General features: G+C 55.4%; 26 protein-coding genes. 10 read left to right on the top strand and 16 right to left on the bottom strand.

Going from position 1 to position 23,337, the window contains the following annotated elements:
* The first annotated feature begins 75 nt into the window (after window positions 1–75).
* Entirely contained in the window at window positions 76–645 is a 570-nt protein-coding gene (locus IT893_RS10720) for an isochorismatase family protein (protein ID WP_197145153.1), read from the top strand.
* A 130-nt stretch (window positions 646–775) separates the two neighbouring features.
* On the top strand, window positions 776–985 hold the full coding sequence (locus IT893_RS10725; RefSeq protein WP_008891455.1) for a DUF3185 family protein: 210 nt from the start codon (window positions 776–778) through the stop codon (window positions 983–985).
* A gap of 87 nt (window positions 986–1,072) precedes the next feature.
* Here the strand turns inward: IT893_RS10725 and IT893_RS10730 are convergent, their stop codons facing one another.
* Window positions 1,073–2,125, bottom strand: coding sequence for a helix-turn-helix domain-containing protein (locus IT893_RS10730; RefSeq protein WP_197145154.1), 1,053 nt, complete (start codon window positions 2,123–2,125; stop codon window positions 1,073–1,075).
* Window positions 2,126–2,425: 300 nt separating this feature from the next.
* On the opposite strand from IT893_RS10730, the gene IT893_RS10735 reads away from it, so the two are divergent.
* Both IT893_RS10735 and IT893_RS10740 read left to right on the top strand, forming a co-directional pair.
* Window positions 2,426–3,253, top strand: a complete 828-nt coding sequence (locus IT893_RS10735; protein ID WP_197145155.1) for a class III extradiol ring-cleavage dioxygenase — start codon at window positions 2,426–2,428, stop codon at window positions 3,251–3,253.
* Between the two features lie 47 nt (window positions 3,254–3,300).
* Window positions 3,301–3,723, top strand: a complete 423-nt coding sequence (locus IT893_RS10740) for a secondary thiamine-phosphate synthase enzyme YjbQ (protein WP_197145156.1) — start codon at window positions 3,301–3,303, stop codon at window positions 3,721–3,723.
* Between the two features lie 18 nt (window positions 3,724–3,741).
* On the opposite strand, the gene IT893_RS10745 is transcribed toward IT893_RS10740, so the two are convergent.
* The 3 genes from IT893_RS10745 to IT893_RS10755 form a co-directional block, all read right to left on the bottom strand.
* A complete protein-coding gene (locus IT893_RS10745) occupies window positions 3,742–4,362 on the bottom strand; it encodes a TetR/AcrR family transcriptional regulator (RefSeq protein ID WP_197145157.1) in 621 nt (206 codons plus the stop codon).
* Between the two features lie 86 nt (window positions 4,363–4,448).
* The gene (locus tag IT893_RS10750) at window positions 4,449–6,119 is read right to left on the bottom strand and encodes a phosphoethanolamine transferase (RefSeq protein ID WP_197145158.1); all 1,671 of its coding nucleotides are present in this window, start codon (window positions 6,117–6,119) and stop codon (window positions 4,449–4,451) included.
* 94 nt (window positions 6,120–6,213) lie between these two features.
* Window positions 6,214–7,119 (bottom strand): DMT family transporter, encoded by a 906-nt coding sequence (locus IT893_RS10755; protein ID WP_197145159.1) that lies wholly within the window; start codon window positions 7,117–7,119, stop codon window positions 6,214–6,216.
* Between the two features lie 269 nt (window positions 7,120–7,388).
* Here IT893_RS10755 and IT893_RS10760 point away from each other — a divergent pair, with 269 nt between their 5' ends.
* On the top strand, window positions 7,389–7,853 hold the full coding sequence (locus tag IT893_RS10760; protein WP_008891448.1) for a RidA family protein: 465 nt from the start codon (window positions 7,389–7,391) through the stop codon (window positions 7,851–7,853).
* 66 nt (window positions 7,854–7,919) lie between these two features.
* On the opposite strand, the gene IT893_RS10765 is transcribed toward IT893_RS10760, so the two are convergent.
* Window positions 7,920–8,774, bottom strand: coding sequence for a LysR family transcriptional regulator (locus tag IT893_RS10765; protein ID WP_197145160.1), 855 nt, complete (start codon window positions 8,772–8,774; stop codon window positions 7,920–7,922).
* A 152-nt stretch (window positions 8,775–8,926) separates the two neighbouring features.
* Between IT893_RS10765 and IT893_RS10770 the strand changes: the two genes are divergently transcribed.
* Both IT893_RS10770 and IT893_RS10775 read left to right on the top strand, forming a co-directional pair.
* A complete protein-coding gene (locus tag IT893_RS10770; RefSeq protein ID WP_197145161.1) occupies window positions 8,927–9,550 on the top strand; it encodes a LysE family translocator in 624 nt (207 codons plus the stop codon).
* Window positions 9,551–9,618: 68 nt separating this feature from the next.
* Window positions 9,619–10,536, top strand: coding sequence for an NAD-dependent epimerase/dehydratase family protein (locus IT893_RS10775; protein WP_197145162.1), 918 nt, complete (start codon window positions 9,619–9,621; stop codon window positions 10,534–10,536).
* 5 nt (window positions 10,537–10,541) lie between these two features.
* Here IT893_RS10775 and IT893_RS10780 read toward each other — a convergent pair whose 3' ends face one another.
* A complete protein-coding gene (locus IT893_RS10780) occupies window positions 10,542–10,868 on the bottom strand; it encodes a multidrug efflux SMR transporter (protein ID WP_062957772.1) in 327 nt (108 codons plus the stop codon).
* A 249-nt stretch (window positions 10,869–11,117) separates the two neighbouring features.
* On the opposite strand from IT893_RS10780, the gene IT893_RS10785 reads away from it, so the two are divergent.
* The gene (locus IT893_RS10785; RefSeq protein WP_197145163.1) at window positions 11,118–12,308 is read left to right on the top strand and encodes an FAD-dependent oxidoreductase; all 1,191 of its coding nucleotides are present in this window, start codon (window positions 11,118–11,120) and stop codon (window positions 12,306–12,308) included.
* Between the two features lies 1 nt (window position 12,309).
* Here IT893_RS10785 and IT893_RS10790 read toward each other — a convergent pair whose 3' ends face one another.
* The 9 genes from IT893_RS10790 to IT893_RS10830 form a co-directional block, all read right to left on the bottom strand.
* Window positions 12,310–13,278, bottom strand: coding sequence for a DUF6615 family protein (locus IT893_RS10790; protein ID WP_197145164.1), 969 nt, complete (start codon window positions 13,276–13,278; stop codon window positions 12,310–12,312).
* Between the two features lie 113 nt (window positions 13,279–13,391).
* Entirely contained in the window at window positions 13,392–14,222 is an 831-nt protein-coding gene (locus IT893_RS10795) for a phosphodiesterase (RefSeq protein ID WP_197145165.1), read from the bottom strand.
* Between the two features lie 50 nt (window positions 14,223–14,272).
* A complete protein-coding gene (locus IT893_RS10800; RefSeq protein WP_197145166.1) occupies window positions 14,273–15,367 on the bottom strand; it encodes an ABC transporter ATP-binding protein in 1,095 nt (364 codons plus the stop codon).
* On the bottom strand, window positions 15,367–16,176 hold the full coding sequence (locus IT893_RS10805; RefSeq protein ID WP_197145167.1) for an ABC transporter permease: 810 nt from the start codon (window positions 16,174–16,176) through the stop codon (window positions 15,367–15,369). The genes IT893_RS10800 and IT893_RS10805 overlap by 1 nt, the downstream gene beginning before the upstream one ends.
* A 1-nt stretch (window position 16,177) precedes the next feature.
* On the bottom strand, window positions 16,178–17,077 hold the full coding sequence (locus IT893_RS10810; RefSeq protein WP_197147695.1) for an ABC transporter permease: 900 nt from the start codon (window positions 17,075–17,077) through the stop codon (window positions 16,178–16,180).
* 7 nt (window positions 17,078–17,084) lie between these two features.
* Complete coding sequence (locus IT893_RS10815; RefSeq protein WP_232310744.1) at window positions 17,085–18,095, bottom strand: ABC transporter substrate-binding protein; 1,011 nt, start codon at window positions 18,093–18,095, stop codon at window positions 17,085–17,087.
* Window positions 18,096–18,106: 11 nt separating this feature from the next.
* Window positions 18,107–19,153: a LacI family DNA-binding transcriptional regulator gene (locus tag IT893_RS10820; RefSeq protein ID WP_197145168.1), complete on the bottom strand. Its 1,047-nt coding sequence runs from the start codon at window positions 19,151–19,153 to the stop codon at window positions 18,107–18,109.
* A gap of 236 nt (window positions 19,154–19,389) precedes the next feature.
* Window positions 19,390–20,790: an ATP-binding protein gene (locus tag IT893_RS10825; RefSeq protein WP_197145169.1), complete on the bottom strand. Its 1,401-nt coding sequence runs from the start codon at window positions 20,788–20,790 to the stop codon at window positions 19,390–19,392.
* An 8-nt stretch (window positions 20,791–20,798) separates the two neighbouring features.
* On the bottom strand, window positions 20,799–21,458 hold the full coding sequence (locus IT893_RS10830; RefSeq protein WP_197145170.1) for a response regulator transcription factor: 660 nt from the start codon (window positions 21,456–21,458) through the stop codon (window positions 20,799–20,801).
* Between the two features lie 162 nt (window positions 21,459–21,620).
* Between IT893_RS10830 and IT893_RS10835 the strand changes: the two genes are divergently transcribed.
* Window positions 21,621–21,923, top strand: a complete 303-nt coding sequence (locus tag IT893_RS10835; protein WP_197145171.1) for a PepSY domain-containing protein — start codon at window positions 21,621–21,623, stop codon at window positions 21,921–21,923.
* A 147-nt stretch (window positions 21,924–22,070) separates the two neighbouring features.
* Entirely contained in the window at window positions 22,071–22,604 is a 534-nt protein-coding gene (locus IT893_RS10840; protein WP_197145172.1) for a cytochrome b/b6 domain-containing protein, read from the top strand.
* A 116-nt stretch (window positions 22,605–22,720) separates the two neighbouring features.
* On the opposite strand, the gene IT893_RS10845 is transcribed toward IT893_RS10840, so the two are convergent.
* Window positions 22,721–23,275 carry a sugar O-acetyltransferase gene (locus IT893_RS10845; RefSeq protein WP_197145173.1) on the bottom strand — a complete coding sequence of 185 codons (555 nt, stop codon included), beginning with the start codon at window positions 23,273–23,275 and terminating at the stop codon, window positions 22,721–22,723.
* Window positions 23,276–23,337 lie beyond the last annotated feature (62 nt).

The raw sequence follows: 23,337 nt of genomic DNA on the forward strand, positions 1-23,337 counted from the left end.
TGATGTGATCAGCAGACCGGCCGGGGATTTCCCCGGCCGGTTTTGTTTTGGCCCATTTATTGACGGAGTATTCCCATGTCCCTGCCCGTCCTCGACAACGACACCGCCCTCATCGTCCTTGATGTGCAAAAGGCCATTGATGATCCGCGCTGGAATTCCAAAAACAATCCCGGCTATGCCGATGTGATTGCAAAACTGCTGGCAGAATTTCGTGCAAGAAACCTGCCCGTCATTCACGTGCGCCACGAAGAAGCCAACCCGGCCTCAAGCTTCTATGTCGATGGCCCCGGCCAGCCGTTCAAGGACGAAGCCCTGCCCATCGACGGCGAAACCGTCATTGCCAAACAGCAAAACTGTGCCTTTGTCGGCACATCACTTGAAAAACATCTGCATGACCGCGGCATCAAACGCCTGATCTTTACCGGTGTGGTTATCCATAATTCCATGGATGTCACCATCCGCATGGCCCATTGCCTTGGCTTTGAAAACTGGCTGGTTCTGGATGGCACCACGGCGATTGATGTGACAGACGCCAACGGCAAGACCTTCGCGGCACAGGACGTGTTTGATCTTTATGCCGCTGTGCTGGCCTCGGAATATTGTTCGCTGACCCAGAGTTCTGATGTGATTTCCGAATTGTCCTGATCGAACGTGCCCCGTCGGGAACAAGCATGGGGATCGTGCGTTATCTTTTCTGTTCAATATGTTGGCGCCTGCCATGCCCCCTTATACAGGGCGGTGCCAACCAAAACAGATAAAGACAGGAGCAAACATCATGTCCCTTGGCCGTATTCTGGGCGTTGTCGCCCTTGTAGTCGGTGTTGCCCTTTTGGTGACGGGCTATAACGCATCCGAAAGTGCTGTGGATCAGCTTTCGGAAACTTTCCTTGGCCGCTATACCGACGAAACGGTCTGGTATCTGATTGGCGGTATTGCCAGCGCGATCGGTGGCTTGCTGTTGCTCATCATGGGTGGCAAACGATAAGATTTCCGCCACTGTCCACCGGCACAGGCCCGTGGGCAGTGGCATCCATTCCCCGACTATCCTTTCTATCCTCCTCAGACCGCCGCATTACGCCAGCGTATGCAGCCAGGTTTCATAACGCTTATCAACACCATCATCAGCATGGTGCGCATGCGGTCGATGTCCGGCCCTGATATCACCTGGCGTAACACCGTATTTCGCGCGGAACGCCCGGATAAACCCGGCATCGGTTTCATAACCACATTCCAGCGCAATGTCATACAGTGACCGCCGCCGTTCTTTGGGATCGCCCAGCAGTTTCAGGGCATGGCGCAGCCGCATCTCACGCAGATAGTTTTTAACCCCGCCATGTTTTTCAAACAGCTGATAAAGGCTTGATCGTGACAGGCCAAGATCATCGGCGGCCTTGTCCGCGGTCAATTCCGCCGCGAACAGATTTTGCCGAAAATATCGCCGGATCATCACACCTTTTTCGATATCACGGCGCATTGCATCGGTGGAACGGGTCCCTCCGTCTGCGGCATTCAGGCAGGCCGACAGCATCATGACGATCGTTTTCTGCAACACCGATATTTCATGATCGGCAAGCTCGTTGATATAGCGATTAAGCGCCAAAATTTGCTGAAACAGGATGCTGACCAGCGGGTCACGCTCTGACAGGAAACGCAGATTGTGGTCATCAGGATGGGTCAAATGATCCTCGACCAGATGCCGTGGCAAAAACAGATGCATCGACTTGAAGCCATCGCTGGTCTGCGCCTCGGTTCGCTGCGAAAGATCAAGCAGCAGCAACCCACCGGGTTGAAGAACATCTCCGCCAATGCCGATCTCGGATTTTACCCCGCCATCGGTGTAAAGCTGGATGTTGTAATGATCCATGCCGTCGGCGGCGATCATTTGCGATGTGCGTGAGAAGCTTTGTGAACAGCTTTGCGCCTCGATCATCAGAAGGTCGCGATGCCGCCATGAATTAAGGTTCGCCACAAAACCTGCCTCGCGGGTTTTGCGATCCATTTCGACACTGTAAATACAGTTGATGCTTTCTTTCCAGATCTCGAACTGTTTTGCTCTTGGCAGCTCGCCAAGCGAAAAACGCGACCTTTCAAGCAGCGCAGACTTGGGGTTTGTTTGATGCGTCATACCTTGACAGCCATATGTGGAAAACTCTTCCTGTTTTCACCCTGCGCCTATTTCTCCCGCTTTTCAATGGGCTTCTTATGCCAACGCATAGGGTCACCCTACTTTGCACCCCACCCAGAACTTCCCATTTTTGCGACGCAAACCCGCAGAAAATATGGCTTTAAGGCCCCTATCAGTGTTTCCCTGAAACAAACAAAACCGGAAAATGGCAACAGACTGTTGACGAACGGTGACTGGTCAAGGCCAGATGCGACACGCATATTCAATTCAAATGGTTGAATAGCCCGATGAGGTATTCCAATGACTGATCCATCAGCAAACACCGACAGCACTGCACAAAGCCTGGCGCCAATGTTTATTTCCCATGGCTCGCCAATGCTGGTGGCGCGTCAAAGCACCCCGGCTTTCCATTTCTTTGTCGATGAGCTGTCGAAACTGACCGATGGCGTGCGTGCCATTGTCATGATCTCGGCCCACTGGCAGACCGAACGCCCGACGATCTCCACCGCGCAACGCCAGGAAACCATTCATGACTTCTATGGTTTCCCGCAACCGCTTTATCAGTTGCACTATGACGTGGCGGGTGACCCGGAACTGGCAGCACAAATCGCCGCACAAACCGGCAGTGAGACCGATGCCAAACGCGGCCTTGATCACGGGGCCTGGATGCCAATGATCCTTGCCCGCCCGAATGCAGACATTCCGGTCTTTCAGCTTTCCATGCTCGGTCACGGTGGCCCGCGCGAACATTTCGAGCTTGGCAAAAAGCTGCGCGGTTTGCGCGATCTGGGTGTTCTGGTGGTGGCAAGCGGTGCGATGACGCATAATCTGCGTGCGCTTGATCGCAACGAAGGCGCGATTGAGCCGTGGGCAAAGGAATTCACCAACTGGATGGTGGAAAAGATCAAGGCACGCGATATCAATGCATTGCTTGATTACAGAAGCCTTGCCCCCCATGCCGCCATGGCCCATCCGGACGATGATCACCTGATGCCGCTTTATGTCGCCCTTGGTGCCGCGCCAGCGCAGTTTGCGCCCAAGGTGCTTCACGACAGTTACGAGTTCGGCAACCTTGCCATGACCGCCCTTCGCTTCTACGATCCGGGTGAGCTCAAAACTGCGGCCTGACGGAATTCGATATTGATCCCGTCCGGCTGCCAAGCCGGACGGATGTCATGCTTTCGCAAGATCAGATCACTCTTGAAATCACCACCAGCGGTCAGGGATTGTACGAAGTCACCGAACCGATCCAGTCATGGGTGGCCGGGACCGGTCTGGCGCGCGGGCAGCTGACCATCTTTGTGCGCCACACCTCGGCCAGCCTGACCATTCAGGAAAATGCCGATCCGGATGTGCGCTTTGATCTTGAAACCTTCTTTGGCCAGTTGGTGCAGGAAAATCCCAGCCTTTATCGCCATACCTGCGAGGGTCCCGATGACATGCCCGCCCACATCAAGTCGTCCCTGACCGATGTGTCGCTGACCATCCCGGTATCCAATGGCCGGGCCGTGCTTGGAACGTGGCAGGGGATCTATCTGTTCGAACATCGCCGTGCGCCCCATCATCGCAAGGTCACCCTGCATCTGATCGGCGAATAGGCTTACGCGCTTATGTCGTTATGCCGCCAAGTGCGGCTCGGACGCCCAAAGCCCTCTGACCTGCACTTCAAGCAATTCACGCAAGGTTCCGCACATATCCTCGCAGTCAAAGTTCTGCGTACTGAAATGTTCGTGGATGGTGAATAAAAACAGCGACATCAGGGTTTTCTGGATCAAAACCGGCGGCAAATCACGGTTGAGCTCGCCTGAAAGCTGCGCTTCCTCGATCAGGGCCTGAATGGCTGCAATCAATCCGCTGCTTTCCATAACGGCATGCACCGCCCCCTTTCTTGGTGAAAAGACAATCTGCTGCATGATCACCTGCCACAAGCCGGGATTAAGCCCCACCTGCGTGAAGCGATAGGATGCAACATGCATCATCTTGTCCACAAAGCACCATTCCGGGTCCATCGTATACAGACCCTTTTCAATCGCCTCTGCCATCTGTTGCCCAACGCAGCAGATCAGAAGATCTTCCTTGGTCGGGAAGTGATTGAATATCGTGCCTTCGGCAACGCCGGCACGTTTTGCAATCTCTCGCGTGCTGACAGCGTCAAATTCCCCGGCACAGAAACAGTCGCGCGCGGCGTCAAGGATCTTCTGGCGCGTTTCTTCACGTCGCGCAGCTCGAATATTCATCAACGCCTCCGATTTAAATGAGTGTACTCACTGAGTACACTCATTTAAATTACCGGATCACGCATGTCAATTCCGGCTAAACGCCCTTACCGGCGTGCGGCGTGTATTACCGGCGCCCGACAGGCGGCAAAGATGTCTGTTTCCGGGCGATAAAGTCCGGTTGCAACATGCATCGCGCCCAGCACGGTCGAAAACAGATTGTCATGCGAAAAGCGGCCCGTTTGCGCCTGCGCTGCCAAGCAATCCCGCTCGATCCGGTTAGCATCGGCATAGCCATCCGACATCCAGATCATCATCGGCACCTTGGTTTGCTCCGAGGGGGCGAGCATGTAGGGCGCGCCATGCAGATACAACCCGCCCTCGCCCAGGGACTCTCCGTGGTCCGAAACATAAAGCAACACCACGTTGTAATCATCCTGATAGGCTTTCAGGTGTTCGGTCAGCTCGGCGACAACATAGTCGGTATAACGGATCGTATTGTCATAGGTATTGATCAGCTCTTCGGCGCTGCAATTTTCAATGTCACTGCGCGGGCAATCGGGGACAAAGGCCCGATGCTCGTCAGGATAACGCTTGTAATAGGTCGGCCCGTGGCTGCCCATCAGGTGAAAGGCAATCAGTTGATCATGCGGTTCACCGGATGCGACTTCCCCCTCAAGGCCGCGCAGCATCACCGCATCAAAGCACGTCCCCAATGCACAATCTTCGGGGAAATCATCGGGTGATATGTCGATATGGCGCACCCGGTCACACACCCCTTTGCAGCCCTCGTCATTTTCCTTCCACAGAACGTCAACACCGGCATGTGCCAGCACATCCATCAGGCTTTCACTATGGCGTGCAACGTCGCCGTCATAACCGGCATGATCCATCGGCGAAAACATGCACGGCACCGAAACTGCGGTTGCCGTGCCGCACGATGAGACATCCTGAAACGCCAGCATGCCGTCAATCTGGCTGGTAAAGGGCGATGTCGGGCGCGTGTACCCATTAGCCGCAACACTTTGGGCGCGTGCGGTTTCACCGATCACCAGAAACATCAAAGTCGGCTTGTTATCGCCGTCTGGCGCGACCTTGCGGGCATCCTGCCCGATGGTTTGAAACGGCATGTCGGCATAAAGATAGCGCCGCTTTACCAATTGGATCGTGCCGGCAATGTAGTTCGACGGCACGATCTCCTTACCCAGCACCTTGTGATTGCGCCCGACCGATGCGTAATCCTTGAAATAAAGCGATCCGATCCCGCCCAACACCAAAAGCGGCAAGATCATCAAAACCACCCGCTGCCCGATCCCGCGCAAAACCGTTTTCGGGAATTTAAGCGGCACAAGGATCAGCATCGCGGCCGGCAGAAGTCCGGTCACGGTAAACCACAATCCAGCCTGCAAATTGAAATATGAAAGCGCCTCGCCCTGATTGGTCTCGACCACGTTTTCGATCATGCCGCGATCAAACACGATGCCGTATTTCAACATCGCATAATGCGCCAGCGCACCCGTGATTATCAGGAAAACAAAGAACGGCTTGAACAGATAGCGCCAGGAAAACGGCGTGAAAACAACAAGTGACGCACAGATCAGAACAAACGGCGCACTGATCGCAAAGCCCGCGTCATAATCGCCAAGGCCTGCCAGAATGCCGTAAAAGTGGCTTAGCACCTTCCAGTTCAGAACCAGCGTGAAATAGACCGCGAGTGTTAAAAGGCCAAATCGATAATCAATCGGTGAAAGGTGCAAAAAGGAACGAAGTCGACGCATCCGGGCATCCTTGGGGCAATGAACCATGCCCCTCGCATACCGTGCGAAGCTGACAACAAGCTGAAGTCACCCGGATTGCTTGCAGATCCGTCCGTCAGGCCGCCGCCCTTGCTTGTTTGTTGGCCCTCTTGCTGGCGCGCAGCCCCAAAAGGCTGTGAATGACAAGCGTGGTGATCACCACCGTCCCGCTGATCAGTGTCATTTCGTCGGGCACTTCATTGACAAACACCCAGACCAGAAACGATCCAAGGATCGCTTCATTAAGCATGATCAGGCTGACCTCGGCGGCCGGAATTTTCCGCGATGCATAGGCAATCAGCAGGAAGGACACCGGCAACACCCAAAAGCCCAGCATCAAAAGCCACACCCAGTCCAGACCAACTGGCGATAACGGTTCGGCACCGGGCAGAAGGATCAGGGTGACGACAAACGCGCCAAACAACATGCCCTTAAGCGCATCAACTTCGGGCTTGGCACCCAGCACATTGAAATAACCCGCCATACAGATCGCCGCCCCAAGGGCCAGCATGTCCCCCAGCGCGTTTTTCCCGCCAAACCCGGCACTGAACAGGCCAAGCAAGGCCACAAACACCACGACCGAGGCCACCCATGTCCGGATCGGCTGGGAACGCTTAAAGATAAACACGCCAATCAACCCGGCCAGAAGCGGTGTCGCGGCAATAATGATCAGGGTATTGGCGGCATCGGTATTGCGGACCGAAAACATGAAAAGCGTACAGGTCCCGCCGTAAAACAGACCGGTCAGCATCTCGAACCCGTTGGGCCGGATCGATTGCACGATGCCTTCACCCCGCTTGGCCCCGTTCCAAAGGGCCACCAGCAAAAGCGCCACGGTCAAGAAGCCCAGCCGCCAGAAAGCGGTTGTAAAATCATCGGCCGCAATCAGACGCAGCAAAAGCGCATCGGGCGACAGGATCACAACCCCCAAAAGGGCAATCCAGCCACCATGAACACTTCCGAACCGATCCCGCAACGTCATCTCACCCAACCCCTACGCGGTTTGCACCGCTTCAAAATCCCAAAAACAAGGCAGCAGGTTTTCGCCGTGCTGCCAATAGCCCATTGTTACGGGCCTTTCCCCTTATGGCAATTTGATTTTATGCGACTGTTTGAAAGGATCGCGCAAACACTTGCAGCAACGCCCCTGCGCCCGATTGCATCGATACAAAGAAACTGTTTTGTTTGCCCCGCAACCCCGATAAGTTGGGGGCAAATTTGAACATCTGCCAAGCAAAAGGATGGATCATCATGGCTGGTAAAATTGACGCTCATCTTGCCGATCTCGGCATCACCCTGCCGACTGCGACCGCACCGGTTGCGAACTATGTGCCCTATGTCATCTCGGGCAAACTGGTTCATATTTCCGGTCAGATCACCATGGAAAATGGCGAGTTGAAATTTATCGGCAAACTCGGTGCCGACTATGACGTCGAAACCGGTCAGAAGGCCGCCCGTCTTTGCGCGCTTAACCTTGTTGCGCAACTGAAAGCCGCCATCGGCGATCTTGATAAGGTCACCCGCGTTGTCAAACTGAATGCGTTTGTTAATTCCGCCCCCGACTTCACCGATCAGCCAAAAGTCGTCAATGGCGCGTCTGACACCATGGTGGAAATCTTTGGCGATGCTGGCAAACACGCCCGCTCGGCTGTTGGCGTTGCCGCCCTGCCGCTCGGTGTTGCGGTTGAAATTGATGGCATCTTCGAAATCGCCTGATCTTTAAATCAGCCGCCTGAATGCAACACCGATCAGCATCGCTGGTCGGTGTTTTCTTTTGCGCGATTACAACTGATGGAAATGGGTGCGCACCATCTCGGCAAACACGTCGCGCACTTCGTTATGTGCACCGGCCTTTTCCATCAGGCTGATCGCGAACTTTGGCAATTCCGGCAATGCATCATCGCGGCCCAGTGCTTCAAGATCATCGGGGATCGTGCCGACCAGAAACGCCGTGATCGACAAATCCGATCGCACCGTTGCCGCCGTTGCTTCGATATTGCCGCTTTCAAATACGCTGCGCCAGGCAATCCCCGCCTGATCAAGCGCATCAATCACCGCCGGTCGAAACGCACATTCACGACTGACGAGCGACACCGGCAGCGGGCGCTTTGTTTGGGCCTTGCCTGATTTCGCCCCGACCCAGACCAGCGGCGCAATTTTCAGGAAATCACCCGTCATCTGCCCGACCGGCTCCTCAACGAGCGCAATATCAATCTCGCCACTATTGACCATGCTCCGCAATTCTTGGGAGCTATGACACCGCAGCGAAAGCTCGATCCCCGGATAGTGGTCGCAAAATTTGCGAAGTGGCGTGCGCATAAACGTGCCGACAAGATCATAAGGGATACCGACGGTAAGCTTGCCGACATGCCCTGCCCCGGTCATGTCCTGCCAAATCTCGTCATTGAGCAAAAGCATCCTTTGCGCCTTGCGCAGCAATTGCTCCCCATTCTGGGTCAGGCGCAATCCCTTGCGCGCGCGTTCAAACAACCCGCACCCGAATGCGGTTTCAAGCCGCTTGATCTGCTGGCTGACCGCCCCTTGCGTCAGGTTAAGCACTTCTGCCGCACCGGTCATGCTGCCGGTTTCCGCCACGGTCACAAAGGCGCGCAACACCGCCACATCAAGGTTTCGCATGATATCCCCACCGATCCGGCCACAACATGATCAACACCAACAGCATTATCAAATGTAATGCCATCCATAATGAACATTCGCTTTTCTGATGCAAAGAATTGTTTTCTGATGTCCTCTGCCGCCTGGGCAAAGCGCCACCACAGGACGATAGAATGATCGAAACACTGCTGCCCGTTTTATCCTTTACCCTGGCCGCGGCTCTGTCGCCCGGCGGGGCAACGACGCTTGCCACCGCATCAGGTGCGCAGTTCGGCTTTCGCCGTTCGGTGCCGTTCATCATGGGTATTTCAATCGGCATGCTGACACTCGCAGCCGCGGGCGCGCTTGGGCTGGCGAATTTGCTGCGCGCCTTTCCGGCAATTGAGCTCATCACCAAACTGATCGGCACCAGCTATCTGGTGTGGCTGGCTTTCAAAATTGCCATGGCCCCGCCACCACCCACCTCGACGATTGCGCGCAACATTGATCAGGACACCCCGACAGACAGCAAACCGATCCCGTTTCTTGGCGCCTTTGGCCTGCTGTGGCTGAACCCTAAAGGCTGGGCTGTCACCATCGGCGCGGCGGCATCCTTTTCTGCCATCGCACAGGACCCGACCGAACTTGCGATTATTCTGGGCAGTGCCTTTGCCTTTTCCGGTCTTTTGTCGATGGCGCTTTGGTGCGCACTGGGCTTAAGCCTGTCGCTGTTACTCACATCGGATTGGCAATGGCGCACAGTCAATGTCGCGCTTGGCGCGCTTCTGATCGCCTCGATCATTCCAATGTGGCTCTAAAATCGCCTTGACCTCAACCCCGGTTGAGGTCGGACAAGGATCGCATCACATCCATTTGGGGAAATAGAATGCGCGTCTTTGTCACCGGCGGAACCGGCCTGATCGGATCGGCCATCGTTGAAAAACTGATCCGTCATCAACATGATGTCCTGGCACTTGCCCGATCACGCACCAGCCACAAAATGCTGGCCGACCTCGGTGCAACGCCAATCCGGGGCGATATCACCAACCCGGTCGCGTGGGTCAACGACCTGCCCGATGTTGATGCCGTCATCCATACGGCCTGCGATTTTTCCGATCAAATGCCACGCATTGATGCCAATCTGCTCGATCACCTGATCCCGGCCCTCCATCGCATGCCAGGCATGGTGCGCTTCCTCTATACCGGTGGCGTTTGGAGCTACCCGCAAACCAAACCGGGACAGATCGGTGACGAAACACTGCCCTTTGCCACTTTACCGGCATTTGACTGGATGATTGCCGGATTGAACCGCATTCTTGGCGATAAAAAACTGCACGGCATCATCATTCATCCGGGATGTGTCTATGCCACCGGCCGCCATGGGCATACCGGTCTGTTTGAACGCGCCATCACATCTGCCCAAAGCAACAAGGTGATTACCATTGTTGGCGGCGACCATATTGATCAACCGATGGTCCACACCGATGATCTGGCCGATCTTTATTACCGTGCACTGACCAATGCCAAACCCGGTTCCAGCTATATCGGGGTTGCGATCAACGGTGTTTCAAACGCTGCTGTTGCCAAGCTGATCGCCAGACATTTCGCCATTGAAAACTGCCAGTTTGAAACGATCAGCACACAAACCGCGATGGCCCGTTATGGGGATTGGGCAGACGGGCTTGCTCATCATCAACATCTCGGCAGCACCAAGGCCATGCGTGAATTGGGCTGGGCCCCGAAACACCTTGATATCGAACAGGACATCAAGGCGTGTGCCACTGCACTGACGGCCCAAAGTTAACGATATTAACTTTCCGTGCTGATGGTCTTGAGGCCAACCACCCCGCCAATGATCATCAGCAACAATACCGCCTTAACCGCGGTCATCGGTTCCTTCAGGAACAACCAGCCAATCAGGGCGACCGATGCCGTGCCAAGCCCGGCCCACACAGCATAGGCGGTTCCGACCGGAATGATGCGAAGCGTCATCGACAAAAACCAGAAGCTCAGGCCATAGACGCCAAGGCTGAGAACCGTAAAACGCCAATCGGTAAATCCATCCGAGAATTTAAGCGATATCGTCCCGATCACTTCAAGACTGATCGCAATAAACAGATATACCCAGGCGAGCATGATCTTATTCCTTGTTTTTGGGGTGGCGGCGGAAGGCGCTCCCAAAATGGCCCAATTTTCCTTATGGGGCAATCCCCGCGCCCGCCTTATCGTCCCCCGCCAAAATCGCCTTGCCGTAATCTGGATCAAAACGGATGGCAAAATCGTTGCGTATAGTGACCCAACAGGGCACATTGCCCGCAACGATTTGCCGGTCTTGGCCGCACAGATGTGCGCACTATGTCCGGCCAGAGAATGGGATAAACAGTCATGATCGAAACCGATATTCTGATTGCAGGCGGCGGGATCGCCGGAATGAGTGCCGCAGCGCGTTTTGCCGCCGATGGCCATCAGATCGTGATTGTCGACCCGGCCCCCTCTGACATCGGCGAAGGCACGGATTTGCGCACCACCGCCTTCCTTGAGCCGGGTATTGAGACGCTTAAAAAAGCTGGCGTCTGGGATGCCATCAAACCGACCGGGGCGGAACTGCGCGTGATGCGGATTGTTGATGCCGGGGGTACTGAACGCACCCCGCGCGAAACCGCCGACTTTGATGGCGCTGAAACCAAAAACGGCTTCTTTGGCTGGAACGTCTCGAACAAGGCCGCCCGTGTCGCCCTGATGGCGCGCTTGGCGGAACTTGATAATGTCGATTTCCGCTTTTCCACCACCGTGGCGGCGTTTAAAGGCACCTCGCGCTTTGGCGAAGTAACCCTTTCGGATGGCCAGACCGTGCGGGCCAAAGTCGTCATTGCCGCTGATGGTCGCAACTCGTCTTTGCGGGACATGGCCGGGATCAAACACAAACGCTGGGCCTATGATCAAAGTGCTTTGGTGTTTGTCGTCACCCATAACAAACCGCATGACAACATCTCGACCGAAATTCACCGCACCGGCGGTCCGCTGACACTCGTCCCCATGCCCGACCTTGAAGGCAAGCCCTGCTCGTCCGTCGTCTGGATGGTCCCGGCGGCCCGTGCCGATGAACTCAACGCCATGAGTGACGAGGCTTTGTCAGCCGAAATCACCCACGACACCATGAACCTGTTTGGCCCGCTGACCGTCGCAAGCCCGCGCGCCGTCTGGCCAATGATCTCGCAAGTGCCCTCGCGCCTGATTGCCGCCCGCCTTGCCTTGATAGCAGAATCCGCCCATGTCGTCCCACCAATCGGCGCACAGGGGCTTAACATGAGCCTGCATGACATCGAAACCTTGGCCGAACTGATGGCCAAGGCCAAACTCCATGGGGAGGATATCGGCGCGACCCCGCTTCTGAAATCCTATGAACGTCGCCAGCTGCCAAAAACCGTCATGCGGGTCGGCGGCATTGATCTGCTTAACCGTGCGTCAATGTTCGAACCCAAAACACTCCGCGACCTGCGCTATGCCGGCCTCACCGCGATTAACCGCATCGGCCCGCTTCGCAAACTCGCCATAAAGGTTGGAGTTGGTAAATAACTTAGCCTGTCGGATTAGAAACAAAAACTATGCTGCGGCGAGCATCTCGCGAATTGTAAGCATCTCCCTTTATCAGGGAGTGGATGTCGTCTGGAATAGGACCAACTGCGGGAGTAAAGTAATCTTTTCCCAAATTTTCCAATGCAATCTGATCTGCAAATTCGGGAAATATATTACTTAAATTCGTATAGCTGTTGTCTTGAAATATTGAGGCGCTAAGTTGACTAACAACCTCTTCAGGTGTGGGAACTTCTGGAACAAACATCCGTTTACCTCGCAAGTAAAACGGGCCAGACGCTAGCTCTCCGGGAAACAAGGAGAACGGCCCAACATGACGTAACTTTCCCAAGCAAAGTATGTCTGGCAGCTTATAGAATAACTTATGTAGTTTGCCCAAGCGCTTCAACTTCACTTTTGGGCTAACACTGTGTGACAACCGCTCTAAGATATAAGCAGCAACGCCGTTCATCGCGTTCACGCCAGAGACAGAATCAACTCCAGAGTTCCGAGCACCTTGGCAAGCAGTAAGATGATTATAAAACAAATACATTGGGTATGCTGATGAGTTATATTTCAGTGCACTCTTGTACAGAGTAACGGCCTGTGCTTCCCCGGTTTTCCGCGGGACATAAAACAACTCGCGATAGTAGGAATCACGCCAACTCTTATCTGGAAGAAGGTATAGCTTCTTTGCTTGAATTAAAATCGTAAAACAATTGCCAGATCCAAGATTCGCAAAAACCCATTTCATATCCGCGCCAGTGGCTGTCTCATTTGGGAAGTCTACTAAAATCTGACCAACAGAATGTGATGCGATGATCCCTCCCATCAACAGGTCTGTTATGGTCTCTTCACGAAATTGTCTACTTAAGCCCCTTGCTCTGTCTAGTAGCTGAGCGGTTTGGCTTGGAAAGTTGTGAGAAAAACCACAAAGCATTGAACAACCTAAAATATAACTAAAATTCCGCATTCAACATATAGTATCATTCCTCAAGTACTTCAGACAAATCTATTGTCAAGCTAGCGACAAAAATTGATTACCGAATAGCGGTTGAGGTCAGCAAGCAGGCCAACCCGGCATCCTCAAACAATCAGCTTGCCATTCTCATCAAAGAACGGATGTGGCCCGTCATATCGGTCGACATAGGCCAGATGGGTCAGAAGGCATTGCTGCTTTTCGTCCCAACGGTGCAAATGCATCGCGGGCGGTTCCATCGTAAAGGCCGACGGTCCGTCATCGCGCAAATCCAGCGCGACCTGATGGGCAATGGATGGCGCAACAATCAACGGCACGCCTGCCCACCGTGTATGGATCGGACGGTGCAAATGGCCACACATGATAGCCTGAATGCGGTCTTTATGCGCCAGCACGATCTGGGCAAATGTCTCTGCCCCGCTTAACAGTCGCTGATCATCCATGTGCTTGATCCCGACCGCGACCGGCGGGTGATGGACAAACAAGACACAAGGCCTGTCATCACCGTCATGCAGCGTGCGCTCTAGCCAGTCCAATCGGGCTGAACACAATTTGCCCTCCGGCCGACCTTCATCAAGGCTATCAAGCGCGATCAGCCTGACCGGTCCGGCATCAATCACATAATTGATGAACGCCACCCCTTCCTCGATGGGCATGGCATCCGCAAAGGCCGCGCGCAATGGCGCACGCTGATCATGGTTGCCCGGGATCATGTAAAACGGCACGTCAAGGTCGCGCAGGATGTCTTGCACCAGCGCGTATTCTTCGGGTGTTCCCAGATCACCAATATCTCCGGTAAACAAAACCATGTCAGGTCTTGGCACCATGGTGTTGACGCGTTTCACCGCCCGTTCAAGGGCCGTTGCTGTATCCACCTTGCGATAGGCCAGACGACGTCCGGCACAGATATGCAAATCGGTTAGTTGCGCAATAAGCATGCTCTTAATTCTCTCGTATCTCGATTTTATTCTTCTTGGAATTTGGGAACTCAGTTCGCCGCAAACACGGTCAAACGTTCGGGCACCAACCGGCAATGCACCTTTTCGCCCAACGTCACCACGCTGTCCGGGTCGGTATCTACCATCACCGCATCATCGCCGATCCCGGCCACCGTCACGCGCATCTTTTCCCCAAGATACGATAACGCCTCGACGGTTGCCGTGAAATGCGCATCATCGGGCGTACACAGCATAAGCCCATCTGCCCGGAAATAGATCTCCGACAGGCCATCTGTGGCGGGGTTGGCGTTCCATGCACGCGACACATCAACATCAACACGGCCCAACAACGCCCGCCCGTTTTCGATATCAACCTTCAGGCAATTACTCGCCCCGACGAAGTCGGCCACAAACGGGGTTTTCGGCGCACGATAGATTTCCTGAGGTGTCCCAATCTGCGCGATTTCACCCTTTTGCATCACAACAATCCGGTCGCCCAGTGCCATGGCTTCTTCCTGATCATGGGTGACGTAAATCGCCGTAATGCCAAGCTTGCGTAAAAGCGCGTTGATCTCGGTCCTTAACCGCACGCGCAGCTTGGCATCAAGGGCGGTCAACGGCTCGTCGAGCAGCAAAACACGCGGGCGCGGCGCAATGGCGCGTGCAAGTGCCACACGCTGGCGCTGCCCACCGGAAAGCTGATCAACCCGGCGATCGGCCAGCATGTCGATATGCATCATTTCAAGCATCTCGCGCACGCGCTGATCGCGTTCGGCCTTGCCAACCTTTTGCACCTTAAGGCCATAGGCCACGTTTTCCGCAACTGTCATGTTCGGGAACAGCGCATAGGACTGAAACACCATGCCGACCCGACGTTGCTCAATAGACTGGCGGGTCACATCGTCGTCGCCGAAATGAATTGAACCACCCGCATCGGGGAATTCCAGCCCGGCGATCATGCGCAGGATCGTGGTTTTGCCACAGCCCGATGGACCAAGCAAAACCAGCGTCTCGCCCGCCGTGATCGACAGATCAAATGGCATCAGCGCGCGCGTGCCATCGGCAAAAGTCTTGGCACAGTTTGTCAGCGTAATCGCAGTACCGGCGTCTTGCGCCTGCGCTGCCTGTTTTTGGGAAGTGGTCATTATTTATCCTCCGCCGTCGCGCGTGCGGGCTTGCTGCCCCGGTTTGCCAGTATTTGCATGGCAATCAGCAACGGCATGATCAGTACAAAGAAAATCAGGGTATAGGCACTGCCGATCTCAAGGCGCATGGAGGCATAAGCATCCGCAAGCCCGACCGGCAGCGTTTTGGTCAGCGGCGTATGCAACATCCAGGTCAGGTTGAACTCCCCGACCGAAAGCGTGACCACCATCAATGCACCGGCCAGAATGCCCGGCTTGGCATTGGGCACGATGACCGTGAAAAACCGCCGCCAGAACCCGGCACCAAGGCTTGCCGCCCCTTCTTCAAGGGTTTTCATATCCATCGCCGACATCACGGCTGCGACAGATCGCACCATGAATGGCAGGGTAAACAACACATGCCCGGTCAGGATGAAAAGCCAACTGGATCGATATCCACTGACCCCGCCATAGGTAATCAAAAGTGCGAGCGCCAAGGCCAGACCCGGGATCGACACCGGCAGTGTCAGCAATTCTTCAAACAACCGGGTGGCACGGCCGGGCTTGCGCACCAGAACATAAGCCAACGGCACACCGGCAATCAGGGTGACGAACAGACACGCAATCGCCAGCCACAATGACAAAAAGATGCTTGATGCATAAAGGTCCCAGACCTCGAATATCCAGCGCAGCGTCAGGCCCGAAGACAATCCCTGAAACACATTGACCGTCACCCCGGCAAGCGCCGACATCACGATCGGCACCACGATAAAAAGACACAGCAAAATGGTCAGGCCAAGCTGCGCGTAAAAGATACCTGTGCGTCGCATATCATGCCCCTCCACGCACCGGCAGGCTTTTACCCTCGCCGGTAAAGCTGCGCACCGCAGCCAGGCACGCCCAGGTGATCAGGCCCAAAACAATGCTGAGCGCCGCGGCTACCGGAATATTGGCGTTCCGGGTAAACTCGGTATAGATCACCATTGGCAACACATCGATATCGGTCGCCAGCGTAAAGGCCGTGCCAAACGCGCCCATCGCCGTTGCAAAGCAAATGGCCCCTGATGAAATCAGGCCGGGCATGAGGCCGGGTAAAATCACGTCGCAAATCACACGAAACCGCGACGCACCAAGCGACCGCGCCGCTTCTTCAAGCTGCAGGTCAAGCTTCTCGGCAGATGCCATCACCGCCAAGATCACGCGCGGGATCGAAAAATACAGATAGCCGATAAAAAGACCGGCAATGTCATAGGCAAAGACCAGTTTGGACCCAAAGGCCGCATCCGTCAGCCCGCCAATCACACCTTGGCGTCCGGCCAGCATGATCACCATGAAGCCAACCACCGTGCCCGGAAAGGACAGCGGCAAGGTCAACGTCCCGATCAAAATGCTGCGCCCGGCAAATCTGTTGCGCACCAAGAACAGCCCGACAACCGCACACAGGACCAACGCCATCATCGTAACGCCTGCCGACATCGCAAGCGTCTGGATCAGACTTTCCAGATAGCGCGTATTGGTCAGGATCAGAAGATACGTCCCCCAGCCCTCCGGCCCGTTGCCGACTTCGACCGCAACACGCGCAAGCGGGATCAAAAAGAACGCCGCAACAATCACAAGCCCCGGGATCAGCAAGACCGTCAGGATCGCCGGGCTTGCAGCCGCTGCGCGCGGGGTTAAAAAGGATGAAAGCAAGGAAGGGCGCGAACGCCCCTCCTTCAAATCAAGGTCCATCGACACCTTAACGTACCTCGGCCAGATAACGGTCAGAGAACCCGGTCTGTACGGTTGCCATCTTGGCGTAATCAACCGGCTGGGAACGGGCATAGTCGGCTTCCGGCAGGAACTTGGATGCCGCTTCTGGCGACATTGCACTCGGGATCACCGGACGCAGGAAGGCATTTGCCCAATGGGACTGGCCTTTGTCCGACATCACGTAATCCAGAACCTTCTTGCCGTTCTCGCCATGCGGGTTGTTGGCAACCAGGCTCATGACATACGGCACCGTAACCGTGCCCTCGGACGGGATAACGAATTCAACATTCGCACTGTCCTTGTATTTCGCGCGATAGGCGTTGAAATCATAATCAAGCAGGATCGGAATTTCGCCCGACAGAACTCGTGCATAGGCGGTCTGTTTCGGCACGATCGGATCATTTTCCTTCAGCTTCTTGAAGAACTCGATACCCGGCGTGAAATCATCAAGTGATCCACCCATCGCACGGTTGATCGCAACCGCACCGGCATAGCCGACAAAGGCGCTTGATGGGTCAAGATACCCGACCATGCCCGCATATTCCGGCTTCAAAAGGTCATTCCAGCTTTGCGGGACCGGCGCGCCGTCAAGCGCGTCAACATTGACAAACAGGCCAATCGTGCCGGAATGGATCGCAAACCATGCGCCGTTCGGGTCTTTCAGACCATCCGGGATCGCATCGAAATTGGTCGGCTTGTAGTTCTGAACAACACCGGCTTCGTTGGCCTTGATGCCAAACGACACACCGTAATAGGCAACATCGGCAACCGGGTTTTCTTTTTCCGCCAAAAGCTGCGACAGGGTCTGGCCCGAGTTTTTGTTATCCTGCGGGACATCAATGCCCAGATCTTTCGAAATATTCTTGAGCTGTCCGCCCCAGTCAGCCCATTCCGGCGGGCAGTTATAGCAAATCGCTGCTTCATCAGCGAAGGCAGGCTGTGCCGCCGTGGCAGCAACCGCAAGGCTCACACCCATGACAAGTTGTTTGAAACGCACTTTTGATCTCCCTATAATCGGGGTGATGACTGATGCCGGGCGGGTCCGATCGACTCACCCGTGCTAAGTTGATGGGGCAAAAGCAAACTTTGCGGTTCTGTCTGCCCCCGTATCAGGCCCAGCAGGAATGCAAGCGCCTGCTGGCCCATCTTCTGGGTGGGTTGAACGGCCGAACACAGTTTCGGTGTGATCAGCCCACCCACCGCAATTCCGTCAATGCCCCCGACTGACACATCCCCCGGGACCGAAAGCCCATAGGTGCGGCATGCGCTGATTGCCGCAATCGCCAGCATGTCAGTCGAACAGACAAGACCCGTGACCGCATCCGGCCCGGTCAGAAAACTTTCAAGGATGCCCTCAAGATCGGTCTCGCCAAACCCGACCTGACACAGGCGCGGGGCCGCCATCGCCGCTCCGTCCTGTTGGTTTGCGTCGCTAATGGCCTGACAGAACCCGTCATAACGCTGGCGCGAACGGTCCGAACTTTCAAAATGGCCGGCCACCATCGCAAGCTTGCGATGCCCCTTTGCAATCATCGCCTGCGTGATGTCATAGGCCGACTTGGCGTTATCGACACTGATGGACGCCACATCGGTTCGGCTTGGCTGGTTAAACAGCAACACGAACGGGATGTTTTCACTGATCAAAAGATCGATTACGCGATTATCATCGGCATTGGCCAGTGTCAGGATCAACCCGTCCACCCGGTTATTGAGCAATGTCGAAACAGCACCCAATTCGCGTTCGGGGTCGTATTCCGATGACGTCAAAAGAACGGTCAGGCCATCTTCATGGGCGGCCTGCTCGATCCCCTGGACCGATGTTGCAAAAACCGGGTTGGCCATGGTTGGCACCAAAACCCCGACAGACCGCGTCTGCGCCATTTTAAGGCGTCGGCCATTCATGTTTGGCCGATATTTCAGATACGCCATGGCCGCACGCACGCGCTCAACCGTCTCAGTCGGAACCTCATCAGGGCAATTGATCACCCGTGATACGGTTGCGATTGAAACGCCGGCCTTGGCGGCGACTGTGCGCATGGTGGGTTTGGGTGTCATCTGCAACAAAACTCCTTCGACGGGCCAAACCATACCCAACGAAGAAGTCACTTCGATAACACTTGTGTTTCCGTTTTATGAACATTTGAAACGTTTACAATGGCGGAAAACTGCCATTTATGACGTTTCGATTTCAAAACATAAAACGGTAACCCCGTGACATAATCGCAAATCTTCAACCCGGTTTTCCGGGGCTGAATTGCTGGTCAGACGTTTTATGGGGGCTGTTTGTCCGCTTAGCTCTGATGCAAACGAAGCTCGGCCATAAACCCGTCCGTATAATCCGGGCGCGGGGAATAAAGCTTGAGCTCCGCCTTGGTATTGCGCGCAATCGCCTCGACAATCGCCAACCCAAGGCCCGAACCATCGGCCTTGTTGCTCGATCTTTTGAACCGGGTGGTCAGTTGATCAAGTTCATCCGGGCTGACCGGCGCGCCACCATTTGCGACCTGCACGATGTGCCCCTCGATCACGCGGATATCGACGGGTTCTTCATCGCCACCATATTTCAGGGCATTTTCAATCAGGTTGCGCATGCAAATCGCAAAGGCATCAAGGTCAATATTGGCCGATAATGTCGCCAGATTGTCAGGTTCAAAGCGGATATGCGCGCCTTCCATCCCGGCCCGCCTGAGGTCTTCGATGACAAGTTGCAAGGTCGGGCCAAGATCCTGATTATGCCCCGTCGGGCTAAAGCCGCCGCTTGATTCCGCGCGTGCCAACTGCAAAAGCTTTTCTGAAAGCCGCGACAGGCGTTTAAGCGCCTCTTCCGTCTGGACCGCACGTTTGCGGGCCGCGTGACCTTCGGGCAGTTCCGCCAAAAGCCTTTGCGTTTGCGCCAGCGCCACGGCAATCGGGGTGCGCAATTCATGCGCACTATTGGCGGTAAAGCTGCGCTCGACACTGAGTGCCGCCTCAAGCTTCGCCATCAGTCGGTTGACCGCCGTTACAATGGTGCTGATTTCTTCAGGGGCTTCGTCCTGCTCAAGCGGTTGCAGATTGCCTTCGCCACGTTCCTCGATTTCGTCACGCACGCGTTTAATCGGTTTCAACCCGCCGCGCAGCACGACAATCAATTGAATGATCACCACCGGAATCAAAAGCGCAATCGGCAGGAACTGGGCGAGAACACTTTCCATCAGTGCCTCGCGGCGGTGCTCAAGCGGCTCTGCCACCTGGATCACCCGCTGCCCGCCCATCAGGACCGCACTGTAAATGCGGAAATCTTCCTCGTTATAAAACCCCTCAACCAGCGGGGCTTCAAACGGTTCTTCCTCGGCGTTGAACGACCGCAGCAAAAGCCGCCCGGCGCCATCGCGCACATGATACATCAGGTAGTCTTCGCCAAGCTCCTCGTCCCCGTCACCATCGCCGTGATCATCGGTCAGGATCTCCCCCATGGCCGGGCTAGGCAGGACTTCTTGCGGGCTGCCACCCTTATGATCCTTAAGGTACTCATCAATCAGCGGGGCATAGCGATAGGCCGTGGTGACAAGGCTGTTATCAAACGCTTCCTGCATTTCATGATACATCGTCATCGCCGCTAGGACCGAGCCCGCCAGCCAGAACACCCCAACCGTAAGCGTCAATCGCCGGGTCAGGATCGCTTGTAAACTTCTGTTGGGATTTTTGCCCATGGCGTTGCTTATCCCTCTACCCGATAGCCGACACCGCGCACGGTCTTGATCACGTCTTTGCCAAGCTTGCGGCGCAACCGGCTGACATATACCTCGACCGTGTTGCTTTCGATCTCGGCCCCAAATTCATAAAGCGCTTCTTCAAGCTGACGTTTCGATAATGTCTGCCCCGGCCGTTTGACCATCTGATCAAACAGCGCCCATTCGCGCGATGTCAGATCGATATGTTCGCCATCGCGCAAAACCGACCGCCCGGCAAGGTCGACCTCGACCCCGCCCTCCAGTTCCACAAACGGATTGGGATTGCCGCTATAGCGCCGCGACACGGCGGCCAAACGCGCCGATAACTCATTGAGATCAAACGGCTTGACCAGATAGTCATCCGCCCCGGCATTAAGCCCCTCGATCCGGTCTGAAATCTGATCCTGGGCGGTCAGGATAATGCACGGTGTGGCCGATCCTTGGCGGCGAAGACCCCGCAGCAGATCAAGCCCCTTGCCATCGGGCAGGTTCAGATCCAGCAGCAACACATCATAGTTGGTCCCGCGTAGCATGATCTCGGCATCGACCACACTTGCGCTGTGATCAACCGCCTCGCCGCTTGCCAGCAAATGATCGCGCACCGCGTCTGCCAACATCAATTCGTCTTCGACCAGAAGAATACGCACCCCAACCTCACAGCAAAGCTCCGCACAATCGCCCTTGGTTAAGGGCGTTTCCTGACAATGTGCTGAACGTCGAAAAATATCGGGTTCAGGTTGTTGTCAGGGAAGCACGCCATACTCCGCACCGATCATGACATATCCCCTATCTTATGAAGGAACCGAGCCATGAAAAACACTGTTTTGAAGAAAGCCGCCTTTGGCCTGTTTGCGACCACGCTTCTTGCCACCGCCTCCCTTGGCCTGAGTGCGAATGTCGCACAGGCCAGTGACGATTATTGCAACGTGCCGAAATCCGAATGGCAGAGCATGGATGCGCTCAAGGAAAAACTGACCGCCGAGGGCTGGGACGTCCGCAAGATCAAGGAAGATGAAGGCTGCTACGAAGTTTACGCCGTCAAGGCCGATGGCAAAAAGATCGAAGCCTATTTCAACCCGGCAACTTTTGAGCTCGTCAAGGAAGACGACTGATTTTAATCGCGCCTCCCTCGGCTGAGTGCGGCTTTGACCGAAAGTCTGTCCCCCGGCCCCGTGCCTGCCTGCACGGATGTCATCGGTCAAAGCCACCTCTCCGAACCGGCCATCTGAAAACGCATTCAACAGTCAGGAGCACGCGTCATGTCTGTCAAAGTATGGGACCCGTTTGTCCGCCTGTTCCACTGGGGCCTGGCGGCAAGTTTCATCATCGCCTGGATCACGGCCGATGAATGGGACAGCCTGCATCACTGGGCGGGCTATGCCGCGGGCGGCCTGATTGCGCTGCGCCTGATCTGGGGCCTGATCGGCACAAGATATGCCCGCTTCACCCAATTCATCAAAAGCCCCACCGCAACGCTTAAATATCTTGGCGATATCCTGCGTGGCACGGAACCCCGTTATCTCGGCCATAACCCGGCCGGGGCGGCGATGATCATCGCCCTGATGCTCGCCATGGCCGGTTGCGCGCTGACGGGCTGGATGTACACCACCACCATGTTCTGGGGATCGGAATGGGTGGAAGAAACCCACGAGGCGCTTGCAAACGGCCTTCTGTTCCTGGTGCTGCTGCATGTTGGCGGCGTATTGCTCGCCAGCATCCGCCATCACGAAAATCTGGTCCGCGCCATGATCACGGGCCGCAAACGCCACCCGGCAACGGATGATATTTCCTGACCGGACTTTACGACCTTTAGCTTCCCTGTGACATCCTGAATTAAGGTTTGTCCCAACTCAAGGCAACCGCGTCCACCCCTGGCCGGTTGCCTCTTTTTTTACTGGGGATACAGTCCTTAGCGTGCAGTCGGCTTGGCAGGGTTTCCGACAACGGTGGCCCCCGCCGCCACATCGCGCGTCACCACGGCGCCGGCGCCAATGATCGCATCATCACCGATGCTGATCCCCGGCAGGATAATCGCCCCGCCACCGATCCAGACATTGTCGCCAATCGTCACCGGCAGGGCGATTTCAAGATGCTGTTTGCGAAGCTCCGGATCGCGATGATGATCGGCACAGTAAATCTGCACATTCGGGCCCAGCATCGAATGCCGCCCGATCTTGACCGGTGCTGTATCCAGGATCACGCAGCCAACATTTAAAAACACGTCGGAGGCCAAGTGGATATTCACCCCATAGGCACAATGAAACCGCGCCTCGATCCGCACGTCTTCTGCGCATGATGCGAACAACGCGCGCAGTTTCGGCCCGATATTGCCGCGCTCTGCGGGATAGAGCACGCTGTGCTCATGACACGCCTCAAGGGCGCGATGGCGCATCACGGTGAGTTCCGGATCAAGGCAGGAATACCAGTCACCGGCCTGCATTTTTTCAAGTTCGCTTTGGGCCATGATGTTCAGGGACGTTGTTCAGGACGGTCATCACGTTACGCCCGATTGCGGGCAACTGCAAT

Origin of the sequence: Thalassospira sp. A40-3, from assembly GCF_015871485.1 — a bacterium.
Taxonomy (GTDB): Bacteria; Pseudomonadota; Alphaproteobacteria; order Rhodospirillales; family Thalassospiraceae; genus Thalassospira; species Thalassospira tepidiphila.

Bases quoted from the DNA above. Each gene is read 5' to 3' on its own strand.
- IT893_RS10720 (WP_197145153.1), top strand. From the start codon at position 76: ATGTCCCTGCCCGTCCTCGACAACGACACCGCCCTCATCGTCCTTGAT.
- IT893_RS10725 (WP_008891455.1), top strand. From the start codon at position 776: ATGTCCCTTGGCCGTATTCTGGGCGTTGTCGCCCTTGTAGTCGGTGTT.
- IT893_RS10730 (WP_197145154.1), bottom strand. From the start codon at position 2,125: ATGACGCATCAAACAAACCCCAAGTCTGCGCTGCTTGAAAGGTCGCGT.
- IT893_RS10735 (WP_197145155.1), top strand. From the start codon at position 2,426: ATGACTGATCCATCAGCAAACACCGACAGCACTGCACAAAGCCTGGCG.
- IT893_RS10740 (WP_197145156.1), top strand. From the start codon at position 3,301: ATGCTTTCGCAAGATCAGATCACTCTTGAAATCACCACCAGCGGTCAG.
- IT893_RS10745 (WP_197145157.1), bottom strand. From the start codon at position 4,362: ATGAATATTCGAGCTGCGCGACGTGAAGAAACGCGCCAGAAGATCCTT.
- IT893_RS10750 (WP_197145158.1), bottom strand. From the start codon at position 6,119: ATGCGTCGACTTCGTTCCTTTTTGCACCTTTCACCGATTGATTATCGA.
- IT893_RS10755 (WP_197145159.1), bottom strand. From the start codon at position 7,119: ATGACGTTGCGGGATCGGTTCGGAAGTGTTCATGGTGGCTGGATTGCC.
- IT893_RS10760 (WP_008891448.1), top strand. From the start codon at position 7,389: ATGGCTGGTAAAATTGACGCTCATCTTGCCGATCTCGGCATCACCCTG.
- IT893_RS10765 (WP_197145160.1), bottom strand. From the start codon at position 8,774: ATGCGAAACCTTGATGTGGCGGTGTTGCGCGCCTTTGTGACCGTGGCG.
- IT893_RS10770 (WP_197145161.1), top strand. From the start codon at position 8,927: ATGATCGAAACACTGCTGCCCGTTTTATCCTTTACCCTGGCCGCGGCT.
- IT893_RS10775 (WP_197145162.1), top strand. From the start codon at position 9,619: ATGCGCGTCTTTGTCACCGGCGGAACCGGCCTGATCGGATCGGCCATC.
- IT893_RS10780 (WP_062957772.1), bottom strand. From the start codon at position 10,868: ATGCTCGCCTGGGTATATCTGTTTATTGCGATCAGTCTTGAAGTGATC.
- IT893_RS10785 (WP_197145163.1), top strand. From the start codon at position 11,118: ATGATCGAAACCGATATTCTGATTGCAGGCGGCGGGATCGCCGGAATG.
- IT893_RS10790 (WP_197145164.1), bottom strand. From the start codon at position 13,278: ATGCGGAATTTTAGTTATATTTTAGGTTGTTCAATGCTTTGTGGTTTT.
- IT893_RS10795 (WP_197145165.1), bottom strand. From the start codon at position 14,222: ATGCTTATTGCGCAACTAACCGATTTGCATATCTGTGCCGGACGTCGT.
- IT893_RS10800 (WP_197145166.1), bottom strand. From the start codon at position 15,367: ATGACCACTTCCCAAAAACAGGCAGCGCAGGCGCAAGACGCCGGTACT.
- IT893_RS10805 (WP_197145167.1), bottom strand. From the start codon at position 16,176: ATGCGACGCACAGGTATCTTTTACGCGCAGCTTGGCCTGACCATTTTG.
- IT893_RS10810 (WP_197147695.1), bottom strand. From the start codon at position 17,077: ATGGACCTTGATTTGAAGGAGGGGCGTTCGCGCCCTTCCTTGCTTTCA.
- IT893_RS10820 (WP_197145168.1), bottom strand. From the start codon at position 19,153: ATGACACCCAAACCCACCATGCGCACAGTCGCCGCCAAGGCCGGCGTT.
- IT893_RS10825 (WP_197145169.1), bottom strand. From the start codon at position 20,790: ATGGGCAAAAATCCCAACAGAAGTTTACAAGCGATCCTGACCCGGCGA.
- IT893_RS10835 (WP_197145171.1), top strand. From the start codon at position 21,621: ATGAAAAACACTGTTTTGAAGAAAGCCGCCTTTGGCCTGTTTGCGACC.
- IT893_RS10840 (WP_197145172.1), top strand. From the start codon at position 22,071: ATGTCTGTCAAAGTATGGGACCCGTTTGTCCGCCTGTTCCACTGGGGC.
- IT893_RS10845 (WP_197145173.1), bottom strand. From the start codon at position 23,275: ATGGCCCAAAGCGAACTTGAAAAAATGCAGGCCGGTGACTGGTATTCC.